Origin of the sequence: Schaedlerella arabinosiphila (assembly GCF_003885045.1) — a bacterium.
Lineage (GTDB): Bacteria > Bacillota > Clostridia > Lachnospirales > Lachnospiraceae > Schaedlerella > Schaedlerella arabinosiphila.
Genome location: NZ_RHJS01000002.1, coordinates 611,769 through 627,341 on the forward strand (window position 1 = coordinate 611,769; position 15,573 = coordinate 627,341).

Genomic DNA, 15,573 nt, shown 5'->3' on the forward strand with positions numbered 1-15,573 from the left:
CTCCACTCCCATTGTAAATGAAACCGGCTTCTGTTTGTATCAGGTTTTCTTACAAAGTTCTAACAAAATTGTAAGAAGTAGACTAGATCAGTTCTGCACTTCATGAACAAAATGATTGATCCGGAAGGTCAGGCAAAGAGATGTTCCGGCTTTACGCGAGTCTGCGGAAATGCCAATCCCTATTTTATCGCAAAGCCTTTTGCAAAGATATAATCCGATGCCGGTTGAATTTTGCGTGGTACGCCCATTCTGTCCTGTGAACCCTTTTTCGAAAATACGGGGAAGATCACAGGCCGGAATGCCAATGCCGTTATCTGCCACATCAAGCATAACCTGATCTCCCTGCCGCCGGACATGAAAATCCAACTCAGGCTGTTCTGTCCGATACTTTACTGCATTCACGATAAGCTGGTTCAAAATAAAACGAACCCATTTGTCATCTGAAAATACGGTATGGTCTGCATTTGATATTTTAACCTTCACTTTGTTCCGCAGCAGAAGATACTTGTTATCTGCTATGGACTGATGGATAACATCAGACAGGCAGATCTCCCGCACAGAGTAATCTTTTTCTGCATAGTCACTGCGGGCATAATAGAGGGCCTGCTCCGTGAAATGATTTGTCTTTTCCAATTCCGTTAAAAATTCTTTTGTGAATTCGGAACGATGATTTTCACAAAGCAGTTTCATGGCCGTAATCGGCGTTTTTATCTCATGGATCCACTGCTCAATATACTCTTTATACTCTATTCTTTCCCGGCGGACGATACCGGTCTGTTCCAGCATGGATTTTCCAGCCATTTTTATAAGCCGGTAATACACCTGGTCTTCAGCCCTTTCCGGTGGTTCCATTATTTCAGAGATCAGATAGCGTTCCGATAATTGATCCGCCATCGTCAGCAGCACCTGCATTTGCCGCTTGCGTTTCCAATAGGTACTTCCCATACCGATTGCTAAAATGAATCCCCAAAGAATTAAAATCAGCGCAATACTTGAAACCGTATTGCCGCATATCATAAGAAAAAGAGTAAGGGCAAGCATACACACGAAATTTGTAAGCAGGAATGCCTGCCTGTTTTTCCAGTATAATTTTTTATTCATAGTGTGTACCCCTGCCGATGTTTCGTTCTGATAAAATTTTTCAAACCGATGGCGGCCAGTTTTTCTCGAATACGGTTTATATTTACACTCAGGGCATTGTCGTCCACATATAATTGGTTGTCCCACAAAAATTCTGTTATATCCGGGCGGGAACAGATGTTTCCGGCATTTTTGAACAGGAAATATAAAATTTTCTGTTCGTTCCTTGTCAGGTCAGCCCGCCGTCCCTCATATTCCAAAACGCTGGCCTCCAAATGCAGAACCGCACCGCCATAAGCCATCTGTCCCGCCTGCTGTGCCGGATATGCGCGTCTTAACAAAGAGGCCGTCTTTGCAAGTAAAATTGCCGAATTATATGGCTTCGTAATAAAGGCATCCCCGCCCAGCATAATGCTGTTCAGTTCATCCATATCTGTACTGCAGCCTGTCACAAAAATGATGGGAGCATCTGAGAATATACGAATTTTCGAACACAGGGTAAATCCGCTTTCTCCAGGCAGCTTAATATCCAGCAAAATCAGGTGCGGTTTTTCCTTTTTGACAGTCTCTATCACGGAAGAAAAGTCTTCTGCTCCTGTGGTTACATATCCATTCCCTTCCAACAAGGCCCGCAATTCTCCTTGTATCACAGGATCGTCTTCAATTACCATGATTTTGTACCGGTTCATTTGTACTGCACCTCCTAACTTACATTATAGTTCTATCTATCACTCGACGCATGTGAGCGAAAAGAAAAGCGGAGAGGACAAAAAAACATGTGTATATTTTGCTCTCTTTGGCCGGAAGGTAAAAAAATGGGCAAAAAGCCGGATGATTTTGGCTCAAAATCGGATAGGAAAACCCCTTTGGATTCTGTAGAATAAAACTGGGTGTATTGCAGGCTGCCGCTTTCAGGATAGCGGCCGTATTAGACTGCAGAAACGTAAAAAAGAAGATATAATAACAGCAGGAGGGTCAAAAAGATGGGAAAAATAAATTTGCAGATGTATTCCTTTATGGATGGGATGATGAATGACAGCCGGGAGAACTTCCGGCGCGCGGCGGAGATGGGATATGACGGGGTGGAGCTGTTCGGGCCGGATTTTGAGATCCCGGCGGAGGAATTGAAAGCGCTGCTGGACGAACTGAATTTGCAGCCGGTTTCTCTCCATGCGCCGAAGACAGAGATGGTGGAGGGATTGATCCCCTTTGCAAATACGCTGGGGATGCAGTTTATCGGAATCGGGATGGAGGTTCTAAAGGACGAGGAGTCTGTCCACAGCTTTGCCAAAACCCTGAACCGGATCGGAAAAGCCTGCGCCGAAAAGGGGCTGATGCTCACCTACCATAATCATACTCAGGAATTTGCGGACTGCAGCCGGATCGGGAGTGTGCCTGGCGCCACGGGAGCAGCGGAGGAGAAGCAGGCTGCAGGAGAGGCGTGCGTCAGCGTACAGCCGGAGAACCGGCATGCGGCAGAAACGGCACTGGACGGCTCAAGGAGAACCAATAGGGTGATCGACGTTCTGATGCAGGAAACAGATCCGGAATATGTGAGCTTCGAGCTGGACGCGGGCTGGTGCGCGGCGGCCGGATTTGATCCGATCGCGTTTGTGGAGCAGTACAGCGGCCGGGTGAAGCTGATCCATATCAAGGAGAGCAGCCGGGTGGTAGGACCCCAGCCGCCCATGGATTTCAGCATGCTGCCCAGGGATGAGAACGGCGCGCCGATTTTCCCGGAAGATTTGAAAAAGACCATGGAAGATCTGAAGCGGATTAACTGCCGCGCCGGAGAAGGGCTGGTGGACTGGAAAGCGCTGAAAGAGACGGCGGACAAAAACGGGTGCCGGGCTTACATCGTGGAGCGGGAATATTCTGTCTCGGGAAACCGGCTGAATGACCTGAAAGCTGATTTGGAGCATTACAGGACGCAGATTTCTTAACAGCCGCAGCAGGAGTAGGTCTAATGGAAGATAATATAAGAAGAGACAAAATGAAAATTTCCGTCTTGAATGCAGCGGATGAGCAGGAGCATTTTCATCAGGATATTGAACTGCTGTATGTTCTGGAAGGGACTATGGATGTGACGATCGGGGAGCAGGTCACCCATATGGAGCCGGAGGACGTGCTGGTGGTGAACGCGAATAAACGGCATTGTCTGAAAGGCTCCGGGGATATTTTGTATGTACGCTTTTCCATCCTATACCAGATGGTCAGCGACGTGTTCCAAAGCATGGATGTGATTTTCTGGTGCGATTCCACGAGAGGGCAGAGCGAGCGGTACAACCAGCTTCGGGATACGCTGAAAACCCTATTGAACCATTATCTGGAAACACGGGGAAATTCGGCCAACTTCGGGCATATCGGGCTGTGCTACCGGGTTCTTGACATTTTGTCCATGTACTTTCTGGTGCAGGCCGCGGACAAGGAAAACATGGATGAAAAGGAAAAGTTCGAGGAGCGGATTTCCCAGATCAACAATTATATCCGGGCAAATTATAACCAGCCCATCAGCCTGAAGGACCTGGCCGACAAGCTTTACCTTTCCAACGGCTATCTCTCCCGTTTTTTCAAACGGAACTACGGCATGAGCTTTGCGGAATACCTGACCAATATCCGGCTGTACCATGCGGTGGATGAACTTCTGTATACCAGCACGCCGATCACCCGGATCGCCTATGACAACGGTTTTGCAAATGTGGCCATCTTCAACAAGGCGTTTAAAAAGGCTTATGGGGAAACGCCCTCTTCGCTGCGGAAACGTTCCAGGGAGCAGAAGCGGGAGGAGGAGTTCCGGGAAACAGACGCGGCTGTGGAGGAACGGCTGGAGCACTACCTTCATGTGACCAATTCCGTTCAGGAGGAGGGTGCCGAGATCGGCGTTCGGAAGGACACCTTTTCCGTGCAGAAGAGTGAAAAGCTGTGGGACGGCTGGGGCCGTACCATGAATATCGGGTCGGCAGCGTCGCTGCTGCGGTCCGAGGTGCAGGAGCACGTGATGCTGCTCAAAGAAGCGCTGGGGTTTACCTATGTTCGGTTCTGGAATATTTTCGCAAAGGAAATGCTCATCGACCTGGATGTCCTGGACGGCAGCTATAATTTTACAAGGTTGGATTCCATCCTGGACTTTCTGCTGCAGTACGGGCTCAAACCGCATATCGAACTGGGAATGAAGCCGGTCAGATTTATGAGAAATGTGCAGACGCTGTTTCAGGAAGAGGAAGACACAGGATATGCGGAGCCGGAAAAATGGGAGCGGGTACTGCATGCATTGATGCGGCATCTGGTGCACCGCTACGGCAGAAGCGAACTGGACAGCTGGCGTATGGAGGTGTGGTTCCATGAGAGCAGGTGGGAGCAGGAGAATGCGGTAAATGAATATTACGAGCTGTTCGGCAGAACCAGCAGGATCGTGAAGCATTACAGCGACAAGCTGGAGGTGGGCGGCTGCGGGCTCAGGCTGGATTTCCGGGAAAGCTGGCGCATCGCGTTTCTGGAGGGCTGGGGCGCCCAGGATGTGAAGCCGGACTTTCTGTCCATCTGCTACTTTTCCTATGAGCGCGGGGAAATTGAAAAGGATCGGTATGCGAAACGCAGTACGGACAATGAATGCATGAAGCACCGTATTTTATATGAAAAGGGACTCATCGAAAGGACCGGGCTTCGGGAGGTCAAGCTCTATATCACGGAATGGAATCTGACGGCTTCCGCCCGCAGCTTTATCAACGACACCTGCTTTAAGGGTGCCTATGTGATCAAAAATATACTGGATATTTACGGCGAGGCCGCGGATATGGCGTTTTTCCTAGGGAGCGACCGGGTCTCGGAATACTATGATTCCAACCGGCTGCTCCACGGGGGGACCGGGGTGATGTCGAAGGACGGGATTCTCAAACCCACCGGATTTGCCTTTGAATTTTTGAAACGGCTTTATCCTTATTATATCGGCAGAGGGGAGAATTACCTGATCTCCACCGACCAGCATGATTCCTACGGGATCATCTGCCACAACCAGCGGAAGCTGGGATATAATTATTATTTTACCAAGGAGGACGAGATCGAGAAGGAACATCTCTGGAAATATTTTGAGGATCGGAACGGGCTGGAATTGTGCCTGACCCTGACGGATGTGACGGACGGGGGTTACCAGGTGAAGACGTACCGGATCAACGAACAGAACGGGAGCGCGCTGAATATTTGGCAGGAGATGGATTATGAAAAGGAACTGTCCAGGAATGATATCAAGTATTTCCGCAGGGTCTGCGAGCCCAAGCTGACGATCCAGAAATGCGAATCCAGCGAAGGGGTTTTAAGCCTTCAGGTGCAGATGCAGCCCAATGAGATCGCGTTTGTGAGGATACGGCTGCTGGTGTAGGTCAAAATCCCGCTATATATTTTGCACATGGGATATAGGAAAAGAGAATCCACATAAGATTTTGGTCATTAGAGTCAGAAAACAGGAAGTAATAGAATAGGCGTATAAAGGCATTTGCTGATAAGATGTTCTCATCAAGAAAGAAAAGAGAGGAAAAGAAAAATGAGTGAAAACACAAATGCAGCCGTACAGGCAAACGAAGACGCAAACAAAAAGCTTTCTGTTCTCACGAAGATTGGCTACAGCTTTGGCGAGATCGGCTCTCAATGTTCCTGGACACTGATCAGTTCTTATCTGACCGTATTTTATACGGATGTGGTGGGGCTTACCCCGGTGGTTATCTCGGCGATCATGCTGATCGCGCGGATCTGGGACGCCGTCAATGACCCGATGTTCGGCGCCATCGCGGAGAATACACACACGAAATGGGGACGTTTCCGTCCGTACATCCTCTGGGGCGCGCCGATACTGGCATTGTTTAACTGCCTCACATTTTTGAATCTGGATGTCCCTAGCAGTTGGAAAGCAATCTGGTGCGGATTTACATATATCGGCTGCGGGATGGCTTACACGGCGGTCAATATTTCCACACAGTGCGTTGCAAACTGTATGACGGCGCTGAACGAAGAGCGTGTGGCATTGAATGCATATAAGGGCGTCGGCTCCGGCCTGATCCAGATGGTCATCAGTGCGGTAACCATGCCGATGATCCTCTATTTCGGAGGCGGTTCTGCTTCTTCCGAGAAGGGATACTTCATGGCGGCGCTGGTATTTTCCATTGTGTGTATTCCCTGCTTCTGGGTGTGCTTTGCATCTACAAAGGAAATTCTGGGAAGCAGCGGCAAAAAGGAAAGCGTTGGAGATACCATGAAAAACCTGGTAAACTCCTTCAAATATACGTTTAAAGACCGGAACGCGGTATTTTTGATGCTGGCCATGCTTACATTTTTGACGGGACTGTTTGGACGAATCGGTATCATGGCGTACTATTTCATCTATATCATGGGCAATCCGGTGCTCATCGCAGGGTTCGCAACGGCCATGTCGGCGGGGATGCTGGTGGTGAACTTTTATGCTCCGTTTCTGCTGAACCGGTTCAGCAAAAAATATGTAGGCGCGGCGGGCTGTATCTTACAGGCCCTGTGCTGTGTATTCTTCTTCATCATCGGCGAGAACAATCTGGTGGGCATGATCGTTCCTTCCGGGTTCCTGTATGGCGTGACTAACCTGATCTCCATTTCCTGCTTTACGCTGAGCGCGGAGATCATTGACGACAACTGGCTGAGGACAGGCGTGCGTTCCGACGGCGTGATCGCGTCCTGCGTTTCCTTCTCCACCAAGCTTGGAAATGCCATCGGCGGTTCTATCGGAATCCTGGCGCTGAGCGCAGTGGGGTATGTGGCAAATGCGGAGAATCTCTCTGCGGAAGTGCTGACGAGGATGGATATGGTGATCAACTTTGCGCCGGCAGCGTTGTTTGTACTCGGAGCGGTCCTCTTCCTGTGTGTGGGAATGACGAGGGAAAAGGCGAAAGCGAATGAGGCGGAGATCGCAAGGAAAGTGGCGTCCGGGGAATTGAAATAAGATATAGAATAAAAGAATGTATCTCTCTTTATGTGTGGGATGCTGAAAAGGAAGGGCGGCCGATGGGCGGCCCTTCTTTTTATCAGATCAGCCCCACGCGCGACATCCCAAATACAAAGAAAAATAATGTAAACACGCATAATACGGAGGTCGTAGCAACGATCTCGCCTGCCAGCTCCCCATTTCCGCCCATGGTCTGCGCCATGGGAGCGGAAGCGACTGCCGCGGGAGACGCGAAAACCGCGAGGAGTATAACGAGGACATCCCCTCTGTAGCCGAGAAGTATCCCTGCGGAAATCATGAGGAAGGGGGCAATGACCAGATGGACAGCCGCCGCCATTACCAGGTATTTCCGATGCCGTACCATACTGCCCAGGGAAAGGATCCCGCCCAGGGTGACCAGTGCCAGCGGAGTGGAGATATCGGACAGGTTCAGGAGCGGCCCCATTAAAAACTCAGGAATCCGGATATGCAGAAGGTTGAATACGGCGCCTGCGATTCCGGCTTCTACCAGCGGATTCTTTGCGATATTCCGGAGAAGATCCGAAACAGACACAGACACGCCGTGGTTTGTTTCAAACAGGATCACTGCCAGGATATTAAAGAGCGGGACGACTACCGCAGAGAGCGCAGATACCAGTGCCATCCCTTCATTTCCGCACAGGGAACCGGCAATCGTCGTTCCGAACAGGACAAAGTTGCTTCTGAAAATTCCCTGGATCACCGTCAGGGAATCTTTTTTCTCTTTTATCACCTTTGGTACAAAGTATAAAGCGGCAAAGTAGAGAAGGATCACCTGAACCAATACAAGAAGAAATACGTCCGGTTTCAGAGCGTCTCCCAGGTCTGCGCGATAGACATTCATAAAAAGGGTCAGAGGGATAAATATTTTAAAAATCAGACCGTTCAAGGTTTTAAAATTTTCTTTTGAAAAGATGGAAAATCTGCGTATCAGTCCTCCGACCGTCATATATACGACAAGAGGGAGAACAACGGAAAGAGCCAACATAAAGCTGTTCATGGGAAATACCTCCGGTAATCAAATGTGGGATTGCTGCTGTTCTGTACAGAATCGGCGCATATCTGCGTAGATGCCGGGCAGATTGGCGGGATTGTATAAGTGACAGGATTCAGTATAAAGGATTCGACCGGAGATTTCTATATAGAAATCTCACAAAAAAAGAACAGGCCCCTTGTGGGATACTGTTACTGGAGCACCCAAAAGGTATGAACAGTAACCCTTGTGGTTGTGAAACAGTTACAATGCCGGCAGATCCTCTTTGGGGACATTTATTTTCATAAAGTGATAAAATAAAAAATGTCAAAGCTGGCAGTCAGGCAATGAAAAGGAGGATAAAGACAATGTCTATGATGGAAATCATTGAATTGATGAAACAAAGAAGGTCTGTCAGATCTTATACGGATGAAGCGGTATCTGATGAAGTGCTGGACACGATCCTGGAAACCGCAACCTACGCGCCGACCGGCGGCGGAAAGCAGTCCCCGGTGATCGTTGCCGTAAAGGACCGGGAGACAAGAGATCTGATTTCCAGGCTGAATGCAAAGGTGATGGGAGGCGATACGGATCCCTTTTACGGAGCGCCCGTGATCGTGATCGTATTGGCGGACGGAACCCGGGGAAGCTATGTTGAGGACGGTTCCGGAGTGCTGAATTATATCATGCTGGCGGCAAAGGCATGCGGTGTGGACAGTGTGTGGGTTGCCAGGGAAAAAGAAATGTTCGATTCCGAGGAAGGCAAGGCGCTTTTGAAAAAATGGGGGCTGCCGGACTCGCTGCGGGGCGTCGGCGCGGCCGCGCTGGGCTATCATGCAGGTGAAGAGCCGGAGGCTGCGCCTCGAAAAGAAGACTACATTATAAAAATATGATGATAAACCAATATGTTACTGCCAAATTTTAGCCCCTTCTTATTGGAAAAAGCACAGCCGGGATTGCTGTGCTTTTTCCTGTACAGAGAAATGGTACTTTGTGAACCGGCCACATTGCGCCGCCATGAATCAGAACGCAAGCTTATTTTTAAATTTGTACAGATAAAGAGCCGTCTCAAGCAAAAAATGATCCTCACGGTTATGCAGATCCAGCCCGGTCAGTTCCTGGATATTTTTGATACGGTAAGAAATCGTATTATAATGCGTGAACATCTCTTCGGAAATCCGTTTAATATTTCCAAAGTATTCAAAATAATAATCCAAAGTCAGCATCAGGCTGGTATGCTTCTGCAGGTCATTTTTGATCAGCGGGTCCAGGAGCTCATAGATGAACTGATTGCTTTCCGCGTCCGGATTCCCGGAGTGCAGCAGGCGCAAAAGCCCCAGCTCGTCAAAGCGGAGAAACTGCTGTCCGGTAGAAATAGCGGATTTTAACGCAAGCTTTGCCTCCGTGTCCGTCTGGATGATGCCGTTGATCCCGAAGTGAGGCCGGCCGCAGCCGCAGGTGAGCTTCAGATCCGGATATTCATTGGAAAAGGAACTCAGCAGGGCCGGAAGATGATGGATCAGCTGCTGAAAATCCAGATGCTCCTCCGGAGTGTTCAGCAGGATCAGATCATCTTCGGCTGTCCGGACGATCCGGATATCGATCCCGAGCTTTGTAAAGGTGGATCGAATATTTCCGACAAGCAGCGTGTGCTGAAAGGAATCCCGGTATTGATTGACGGATTCTTTCAGCCGGTCGATCTTCAGATGAAAGATCAGATGATTGTCGGACAGGTTTAGCTTAAAATCATTTGCCCGGGACTGCTCCCAATGGTCGTCCGTGATCGGATCCGATAAGAGATGGGACAAAAAGCTGGCAAACAGGGTATCCCCGTGCTCACGTACACTTTGTTCCCGGGTAATCTCCAGCGGGATTGTGGAGGAAATCTGGGAGAGCAGTTCAGGGGCAAGGGGCGGGTTCTGGGTCGGGTGATAGATGTAGAGATACCCGTACGAGCCCTCACCCAATTTTAACTCATAAGCCTGGGAGTTTTTTGTCACGATGCTGATCTTCTGGGTTTCGGAAAAACCGGCAAATTCCTTCTCGTCGCTTTCTCTCAGAGACAAGCTGTGCAGGTTATTGATGCTGTCAACGATCAAAATGCTGCCGGAGCTTAAGTCGGAGATCATCTTTGCGATCATATTTAGGTCGGCGCCTTCCGTGATGGTCCGGATCAGCATCTGGTTTACGGCAATGGTGTTCTGCAGGAGCGTGGTGCGCCGCCTCGTCAATTCTTCAGATAAGATGCTGTTGATATTGGAAAACTGGATATCGGGCGGCAGCTCGATCAAAGGAAAGCCGTACTGATCCGCCTGTTTTATCATTTCATCAGGGATCTTTCCGTTTAAATATTTGGTTGGCTTGATACAAAAACCCGCAAGTCCTTTTTCGGCAAGGGTCGGGATATAATCGTGCATGGCCTGGGGATCCTTGCAGATGGAGTAGCAGGTGGATATCATCAGCTCGCCCTTGGAGATCCAGGAGGCGTAATCAGGGTTATCGCTTAAGTTCAGCCCCAGAATGGGGTGATCAAGTCCCTTTCCTCCGGCAAGCAGCCTGCTTGTGGAAAAAACAGGAAGCTCGAGGATTTCTCCTACGGTCGGATAATAAGAAATTTCAAAAGTCGTTTGCATAAAATTCAGCCTCCTGTTTGATTATGCCTAAGGGCATCCCGTTATGTCCATTCGGCCATTTCAAAATATATAAATATCACAACAAAAGTATAGCGATTTTATTGTGGAGTGTCAACATAGAAAATGAGAAAAAATCTAATTATAATATAAAACATAACAAGGAACATTAAAAATAAAAAACAAGGATTTATAAAAAATCCACAAACAAAAAGGAGGTTTTTTGCACGTTGCTTCAAATCGATCAGGAGTTATATATGGAATTGCAGAAAAACACCATAGAAGTAAAAATGCATTCCTGCTTTCACAGTACATGGAATGCCCGGCGGGATCAGGAACTGATCACGTTTCTTGCGGGTGGAAAATGTCTGCAGCCGATGTCCCTGCGATTTGAGCAGCCGATCGACTTTCAGGAATGCCGGATACCCACAGGGCGGCCGCTGTATCTATCTCTGAGCGGCCTGTCCGACGGGGCAGAGGAGATCTTTCAGTTCACAGGCTTTGAAGTCAAAGATCTGAAACTGAATCTGAAACGTCCCTTAGAGCCTGAATGCGCAGGCTGGATCCGGGCTTTTTTAAAAAAGCAGGATGAAAAAGGGATTCATGGAATCATTGAGGGAAATGTGAATGACAGATTCACAGGGTATCTGGAACCACGGATACAGAGGTTCAGGGCAGCAGTCAAAACTCGGGACCATGAAAATATTTTAAATGCTGTGAACCAGACCGCCGGATGCGGTCCGGGACTGACCCCCTCATCGGATGATTTTCTCTGCGGTTACATTTCTGTCATGCCACGGACAGAAGCGTACGCCGGAATCAGAAAGGTAATCGCCGACACGGCAGCGGCAAAAACAAATGATATTAGTGCTTCATTGTTAAAACATGCGGAAAAAGGCCGTTTTTCAGAGGACATTCTGGAGTTGTTTCTTGGATTCAAAACAAAAGACAGGAAGAAAACAGAGAGCTTTATTAGAAAGGTTGCGGATTTTGGAAGCAGCTCCGGGTGTGATTTCCTGACGGGAATGTATTACGGTATTTTAGACGCGCGGGAAAGGAAGGTAGAATCAATTGATCAAGTTGGAAATCAGAAAAAATGCCTATTATGACTCGGTCACTCTGATGATCATTTCAAAGGATGTGAAAGCCTTTGACGGGGTGAACGAAGCGCTGGTCGGCATGGGAACAGACCTCAACCGTGAGATTGCGGAAAATCTGGGATTAAATGCGGAAGGCTTTGAGGCAGTTACGGCAAATGATTTCTTCATAGCGGCGGACTGCGACAGTGAAGAAGTCTTTCAGAAGGTCATTGAAAATGTAGATGAGATGCTGAATAAAAAGGCGGAGAAGAGCAAGGCAGAATATGTTCCGCCGACCCTGGAAGGAGCATTGAAAGTAGAGAAAGACCTGAACATGGCGGTCATCTCCGTGCCTGGAAGATATGCCGCGGACGTTGCAAGGGACTGTCTGGAGCATGACATCAACGTGATGCTTTTCAGCGATAATGTTACCATTGAAGAAGAGAAGGAACTGAAGGAATATGCCGTATCTAAGGAGCTTCTGGTCATGGGGCCGGACTGCGGAACTGCGATCATCAACAATGTGCCGCTTGCATTTGCAAATGTGGTAAAGAGCGGCAATATCGGTCTTGTATGTGCATCCGGAACCGGCGCCCAGGAGGTATCCAGCATCATTGACCAGTTAGGCGGCGGAATCTCACAACTCTTGGGAACCGGCGGAAGGGATCTGAGGTCGGAGATCGGCGGTCTTATGATGAAGCAGTGCTTAAATGCATTGATCGAAGACGCAAAGACAGAGATCATCGTGCTTGTTTCCAAGCCGCCGGCAGCAGAGATCGAGAAACAGATTTTCGAGATTGCCTCAAAGACAGAGAAACCGGTTGTGGTATGTTTCATTGGTGGAAATGTAGAAGAGATCAAAAAGTCCGGACTGTATGTGGCCGTTTCCCTGGAAGACGCGGCGCATAAGGCGGTTCAGCTTGCAAAGGAAGAAACGGTCACCGATTTCACCACATTCGCCATGGGACAGGAGAAAGCGGAAGAGCTTGCTGCGGAGGAGGTCTCCAAAATGGCTGAGGGACAGAAATATGTCCGCGGCCTGTATACAGGAGGAACCATCTGCGATGAAGCCATGAAGCTTTTGATCGATGACCTGGGCTCGATCAGGTCCAATATCCCGCTGAAACCGGAGGACAGGCTGGAGGATGCAAGAAATTCAGCTTCTGTTGAGCATACGTTCCTTGATTTTGGGGACGATGAGTTTACCGTGGGGCGTCCGCATCCGATGATTGATCCCTCTCTTCGCGCGGAAAGGGTCGCAGAGGAGGCGAAGGATCCGCAGACAGCGGTGATCCTTGTGGACTGTGTGATCGGATATGGTTCTCACGAGGATCCGGCAAAGGAGCTGTCAGACGCGGTCCGTAAGGCAAAAGAGACTGCGGCAAAGGAAGGCAGATATCTTTCTGTTGTGGCGACCGTCTGCGGCACGGAAGGGGATCCCCAGAGCAGGACGGCGACTTCGCTGCAGCTGGCCAATGCCGGGGCGATCGTACTTCCGTCCAATGCACAGGCAACCCGATTTGTTCAGACGATTCTGAAAAAACTGCAATAGGAGGCGAAGATCGTGAGCAGAGTGAATGAATTATTTGAAAAGAAACTATCGGTCGTGAATTTTGGGATTGAATCCTTTTACAGAGATCTGCAGGAGCAGAATGTTTCTTCCGTACATGTGGACTGGAAACCGATCGCAGGCGGGGATAAGAAAGTCGCAGGATATCTGAAAGCCCTCAAAAAAGAAGACCTGACGGAAAAGATTGAAGCGGCAAACCAAGAGGCGCTTTCCAGGATCCTTTCGGCACAGCCGGTACTGGTGGGAATGTCAACGGCGGGAGAGGCAATCCCGGGGATGACACCCAAGACCATCCTGCATGCAGGACCTCCGATCGCGTGGGAAAACATGTGCGGACCGATGAAAGGCGCGGTCATGGGCGGTCTGATCTATGAAGGACTGGCAAAAAATCTGGAAGAGGCGGAAAAGGTGGCGGCAAGCGGAGAGATCACCTTTGACTCCTGTCATCACCATCATACGGTGGGACCGATGGCCGGTATCGTTACATATTCCATGCCGGTATGGCATGTCGTAAACAAAACCTTTGGAAATGACTCGTACTGCACGATGAATGAAGGCCTCGGAAAAGTGCTTCGCTTCGGGGCATGTGATCAGGAAGTATTTGACCGTCTGGATCGTATGCGCAAGGAATATTATCCGGTATTAAAAGAGGCATTGGAGATCCACGGTGAAATCGATATGAAGGTCATGATCGCCCAGGCGCTCCAGATGGGAGATGAGGGCCATAACCGGAATAAGGCAGGGACATCCCTTTTTATCCGGGAAATCCTGACAGACATTTATAAGACGCGTTTTCCGCTGGAACAGCAGCAGGCGGCGATTGAATTTATCAATGGAAATGACCATACTTTCCTGAATCTGTCTATGCCGTCCTGCAAGTCTATTATGGATCCGACTCTGGGGATTCCTTACAGTACTGTTGTTTCTACCATGGCGAGAAACGGCGTGGAATTTGGAATCCGCGTGTCCGGTATCGGAGCAGACCAGTGGTTCACCGCACCTGCGGAATATATCAAGGGGCTGTATTTCCCGGGATTTTCAGAAGAGGATGCAAATCCGGACATCGGCGACAGCTGCATCACGGAGACGACGGGCATCGGCGGCTTCTGTATGGCGGCGTCCCCGGCTATCGTTCAGTTTGTCGGAGGGCAGGTACAGGATGCGATCAATTATTCCAGCCAGATGTATGAGATCACCGTTGGAGAAGGAAACGCATATAAGATTCCGGTATTGGATTTCAGGGGAAGCGCAACAGGGATCGACATCATGAAGGTCATTGAATCCGGAATCCGCCCGATCATCAATACCGGCATCGCGCATAAGGAATATGGGATCGGTCAGGTTGGGGCAGGACTGGTAAACCCGCCGGAGGCTTGTTTTACAAAAGCGCTTGAAGCATGCGCAAACGCATGGTCAAAATAAAAATTAAAATTTTAAGGAGGAACAAAAAAATGAGTAAATGGGAAGACATTAAAATGTATGATCTGAGTATTCCGATCGGAGTAAGTACACCGCCATGGCCGACTTATGAGCCGCTGCAGGTGAAGTATTTCAAGCGTCTGGCGCCCAACGGAGCAAACGGCCAGCTGCTGACACATTCCAATCATCTGGGTACTCATCTGGACGGACCGCGTCATTTTGATACGGCAGGAAGAGACATTGCGGCGCTGGAGCTGGAAAAGCTGGTTGCTCCCGGTGTGATCGTGGACTTAAGTGATCAGGCGGAGGACTGGGGAATCTATACGCCGGAGGATATCGAGAAACGGGTAGAAGTGAAAGAAGGCGATATCCTGATCATCAATACCGGATATCACAAGTATGGCTTTGACCAGCCGGAAGCGGATGAACGCCGTTATATGCTCAGGCATCCCGGCCCGTGTCTGGAATTTATTGACTGGGTACGTGAGAAGAAGCTGAAATGGGTCGGCGTAGACTGCGGATCCGCAGACCATCCGATGAATACAAAGATCCGTGACTGGGAACCCATGGAAGCAGAAAAGTGCGACAAGCTGTTCCGCGAGAAATACGGCAAGTCTCTGAATGAGATCTATCCGTGGCCGGAGCATTATCAGGCAATGCACTTTGAGCTGTTTATCCAGCCCTATGAGGCAATCCATGCGGAGTGCCTCGGCGGTGAGATCGACAAGCTGTCTAATAAGCGCGTGATCATCGGCTGCTTCCCGTGGAAGTTCCAGGATGGGGAGAGCTGCATCAGCCGTATCGTGGCGTTTGATGGATTTGAGAATGTATAAAAAATATCG

At 49.3% G+C, this 15,573-nt stretch carries 12 protein-coding genes; 8 read left to right on the top strand and 4 right to left on the bottom strand.

Features of this window, described 5'->3' with window-relative positions:
* Positions 1 to 87: 87 nt before the first annotated feature.
* Positions 88 to 1,101: a sensor histidine kinase gene (locus tag EBB54_RS03385; RefSeq protein ID WP_125126354.1), complete on the bottom strand. Its 1,014-nt coding sequence runs from the start codon at positions 1,099 to 1,101 to the stop codon at positions 88 to 90.
* Positions 1,098 to 1,769 carry a response regulator transcription factor gene (locus EBB54_RS03390; RefSeq protein ID WP_125126355.1) on the bottom strand — a complete coding sequence of 224 codons (672 nt, stop codon included), beginning with the start codon at positions 1,767 to 1,769 and terminating at the stop codon, positions 1,098 to 1,100. Before EBB54_RS03390 ends, EBB54_RS03385 begins: the two co-directional genes overlap by 4 nt.
* Before the next feature lie 294 nt (positions 1,770 to 2,063).
* On the opposite strand from EBB54_RS03390, the gene EBB54_RS03395 reads away from it, so the two are divergent.
* The 3 genes from EBB54_RS03395 to EBB54_RS03405 all read left to right on the top strand — a co-directional run bounded on the left by EBB54_RS03395 (position 2,064) and on the right by EBB54_RS03405 (position 7,039).
* Complete coding sequence (locus EBB54_RS03395) at positions 2,064 to 3,023, top strand: sugar phosphate isomerase/epimerase family protein (protein WP_125126356.1); 960 nt, start codon at positions 2,064 to 2,066, stop codon at positions 3,021 to 3,023.
* A 23-nt stretch (positions 3,024 to 3,046) separates the two neighbouring features.
* Positions 3,047 to 5,455, top strand: coding sequence for a GH39 family glycosyl hydrolase (locus EBB54_RS03400; RefSeq protein ID WP_125126357.1), 2,409 nt, complete (start codon positions 3,047 to 3,049; stop codon positions 5,453 to 5,455).
* Positions 5,456 to 5,617: 162 nt separating this feature from the next.
* Entirely contained in the window at positions 5,618 to 7,039 is a 1,422-nt protein-coding gene (locus tag EBB54_RS03405; protein ID WP_125126358.1) for an MFS transporter, read from the top strand.
* Between the two features lie 82 nt (positions 7,040 to 7,121).
* Here the strand turns inward: EBB54_RS03405 and EBB54_RS03410 are convergent, their stop codons facing one another.
* The gene (locus EBB54_RS03410) at positions 7,122 to 8,060 is read right to left on the bottom strand and encodes an AEC family transporter (RefSeq protein WP_125126359.1); all 939 of its coding nucleotides are present in this window, start codon (positions 8,058 to 8,060) and stop codon (positions 7,122 to 7,124) included.
* A gap of 341 nt (positions 8,061 to 8,401) precedes the next feature.
* Between EBB54_RS03410 and EBB54_RS03415 the strand changes: the two genes are divergently transcribed.
* Positions 8,402 to 8,926 carry a nitroreductase family protein gene (locus EBB54_RS03415; RefSeq protein WP_330554350.1) on the top strand — a complete coding sequence of 175 codons (525 nt, stop codon included), beginning with the start codon at positions 8,402 to 8,404 and terminating at the stop codon, positions 8,924 to 8,926.
* 129 nt (positions 8,927 to 9,055) lie between these two features.
* Here EBB54_RS03415 and EBB54_RS03420 read toward each other — a convergent pair whose 3' ends face one another.
* On the bottom strand, positions 9,056 to 10,666 hold the full coding sequence (locus EBB54_RS03420) for a PucR family transcriptional regulator (protein ID WP_125126360.1): 1,611 nt from the start codon (positions 10,664 to 10,666) through the stop codon (positions 9,056 to 9,058).
* 254 nt (positions 10,667 to 10,920) lie between these two features.
* On the opposite strand from EBB54_RS03420, the gene EBB54_RS03425 reads away from it, so the two are divergent.
* From EBB54_RS03425 to EBB54_RS03440, 4 genes are read left to right on the top strand one after another with little or no spacing between them, the layout of a single operon-like run.
* Positions 10,921 to 11,772 carry a DUF2877 domain-containing protein gene (locus EBB54_RS03425; RefSeq protein WP_125126361.1) on the top strand — a complete coding sequence of 284 codons (852 nt, stop codon included), beginning with the start codon at positions 10,921 to 10,923 and terminating at the stop codon, positions 11,770 to 11,772.
* Complete coding sequence (fdrA, locus tag EBB54_RS03430) at positions 11,744 to 13,294, top strand: acyl-CoA synthetase FdrA (RefSeq protein ID WP_243127499.1); 1,551 nt, start codon at positions 11,744 to 11,746, stop codon at positions 13,292 to 13,294. The genes EBB54_RS03425 and fdrA overlap by 29 nt, the downstream gene beginning before the upstream one ends.
* A gap of 12 nt (positions 13,295 to 13,306) precedes the next feature.
* Positions 13,307 to 14,734: a YlbE family protein gene (locus EBB54_RS03435; protein ID WP_125126362.1), complete on the top strand. Its 1,428-nt coding sequence runs from the start codon at positions 13,307 to 13,309 to the stop codon at positions 14,732 to 14,734.
* Between the two features lie 29 nt (positions 14,735 to 14,763).
* Positions 14,764 to 15,564 carry a cyclase family protein gene (locus EBB54_RS03440; RefSeq protein WP_125126363.1) on the top strand — a complete coding sequence of 267 codons (801 nt, stop codon included), beginning with the start codon at positions 14,764 to 14,766 and terminating at the stop codon, positions 15,562 to 15,564.
* Positions 15,565 to 15,573 lie beyond the last annotated feature (9 nt).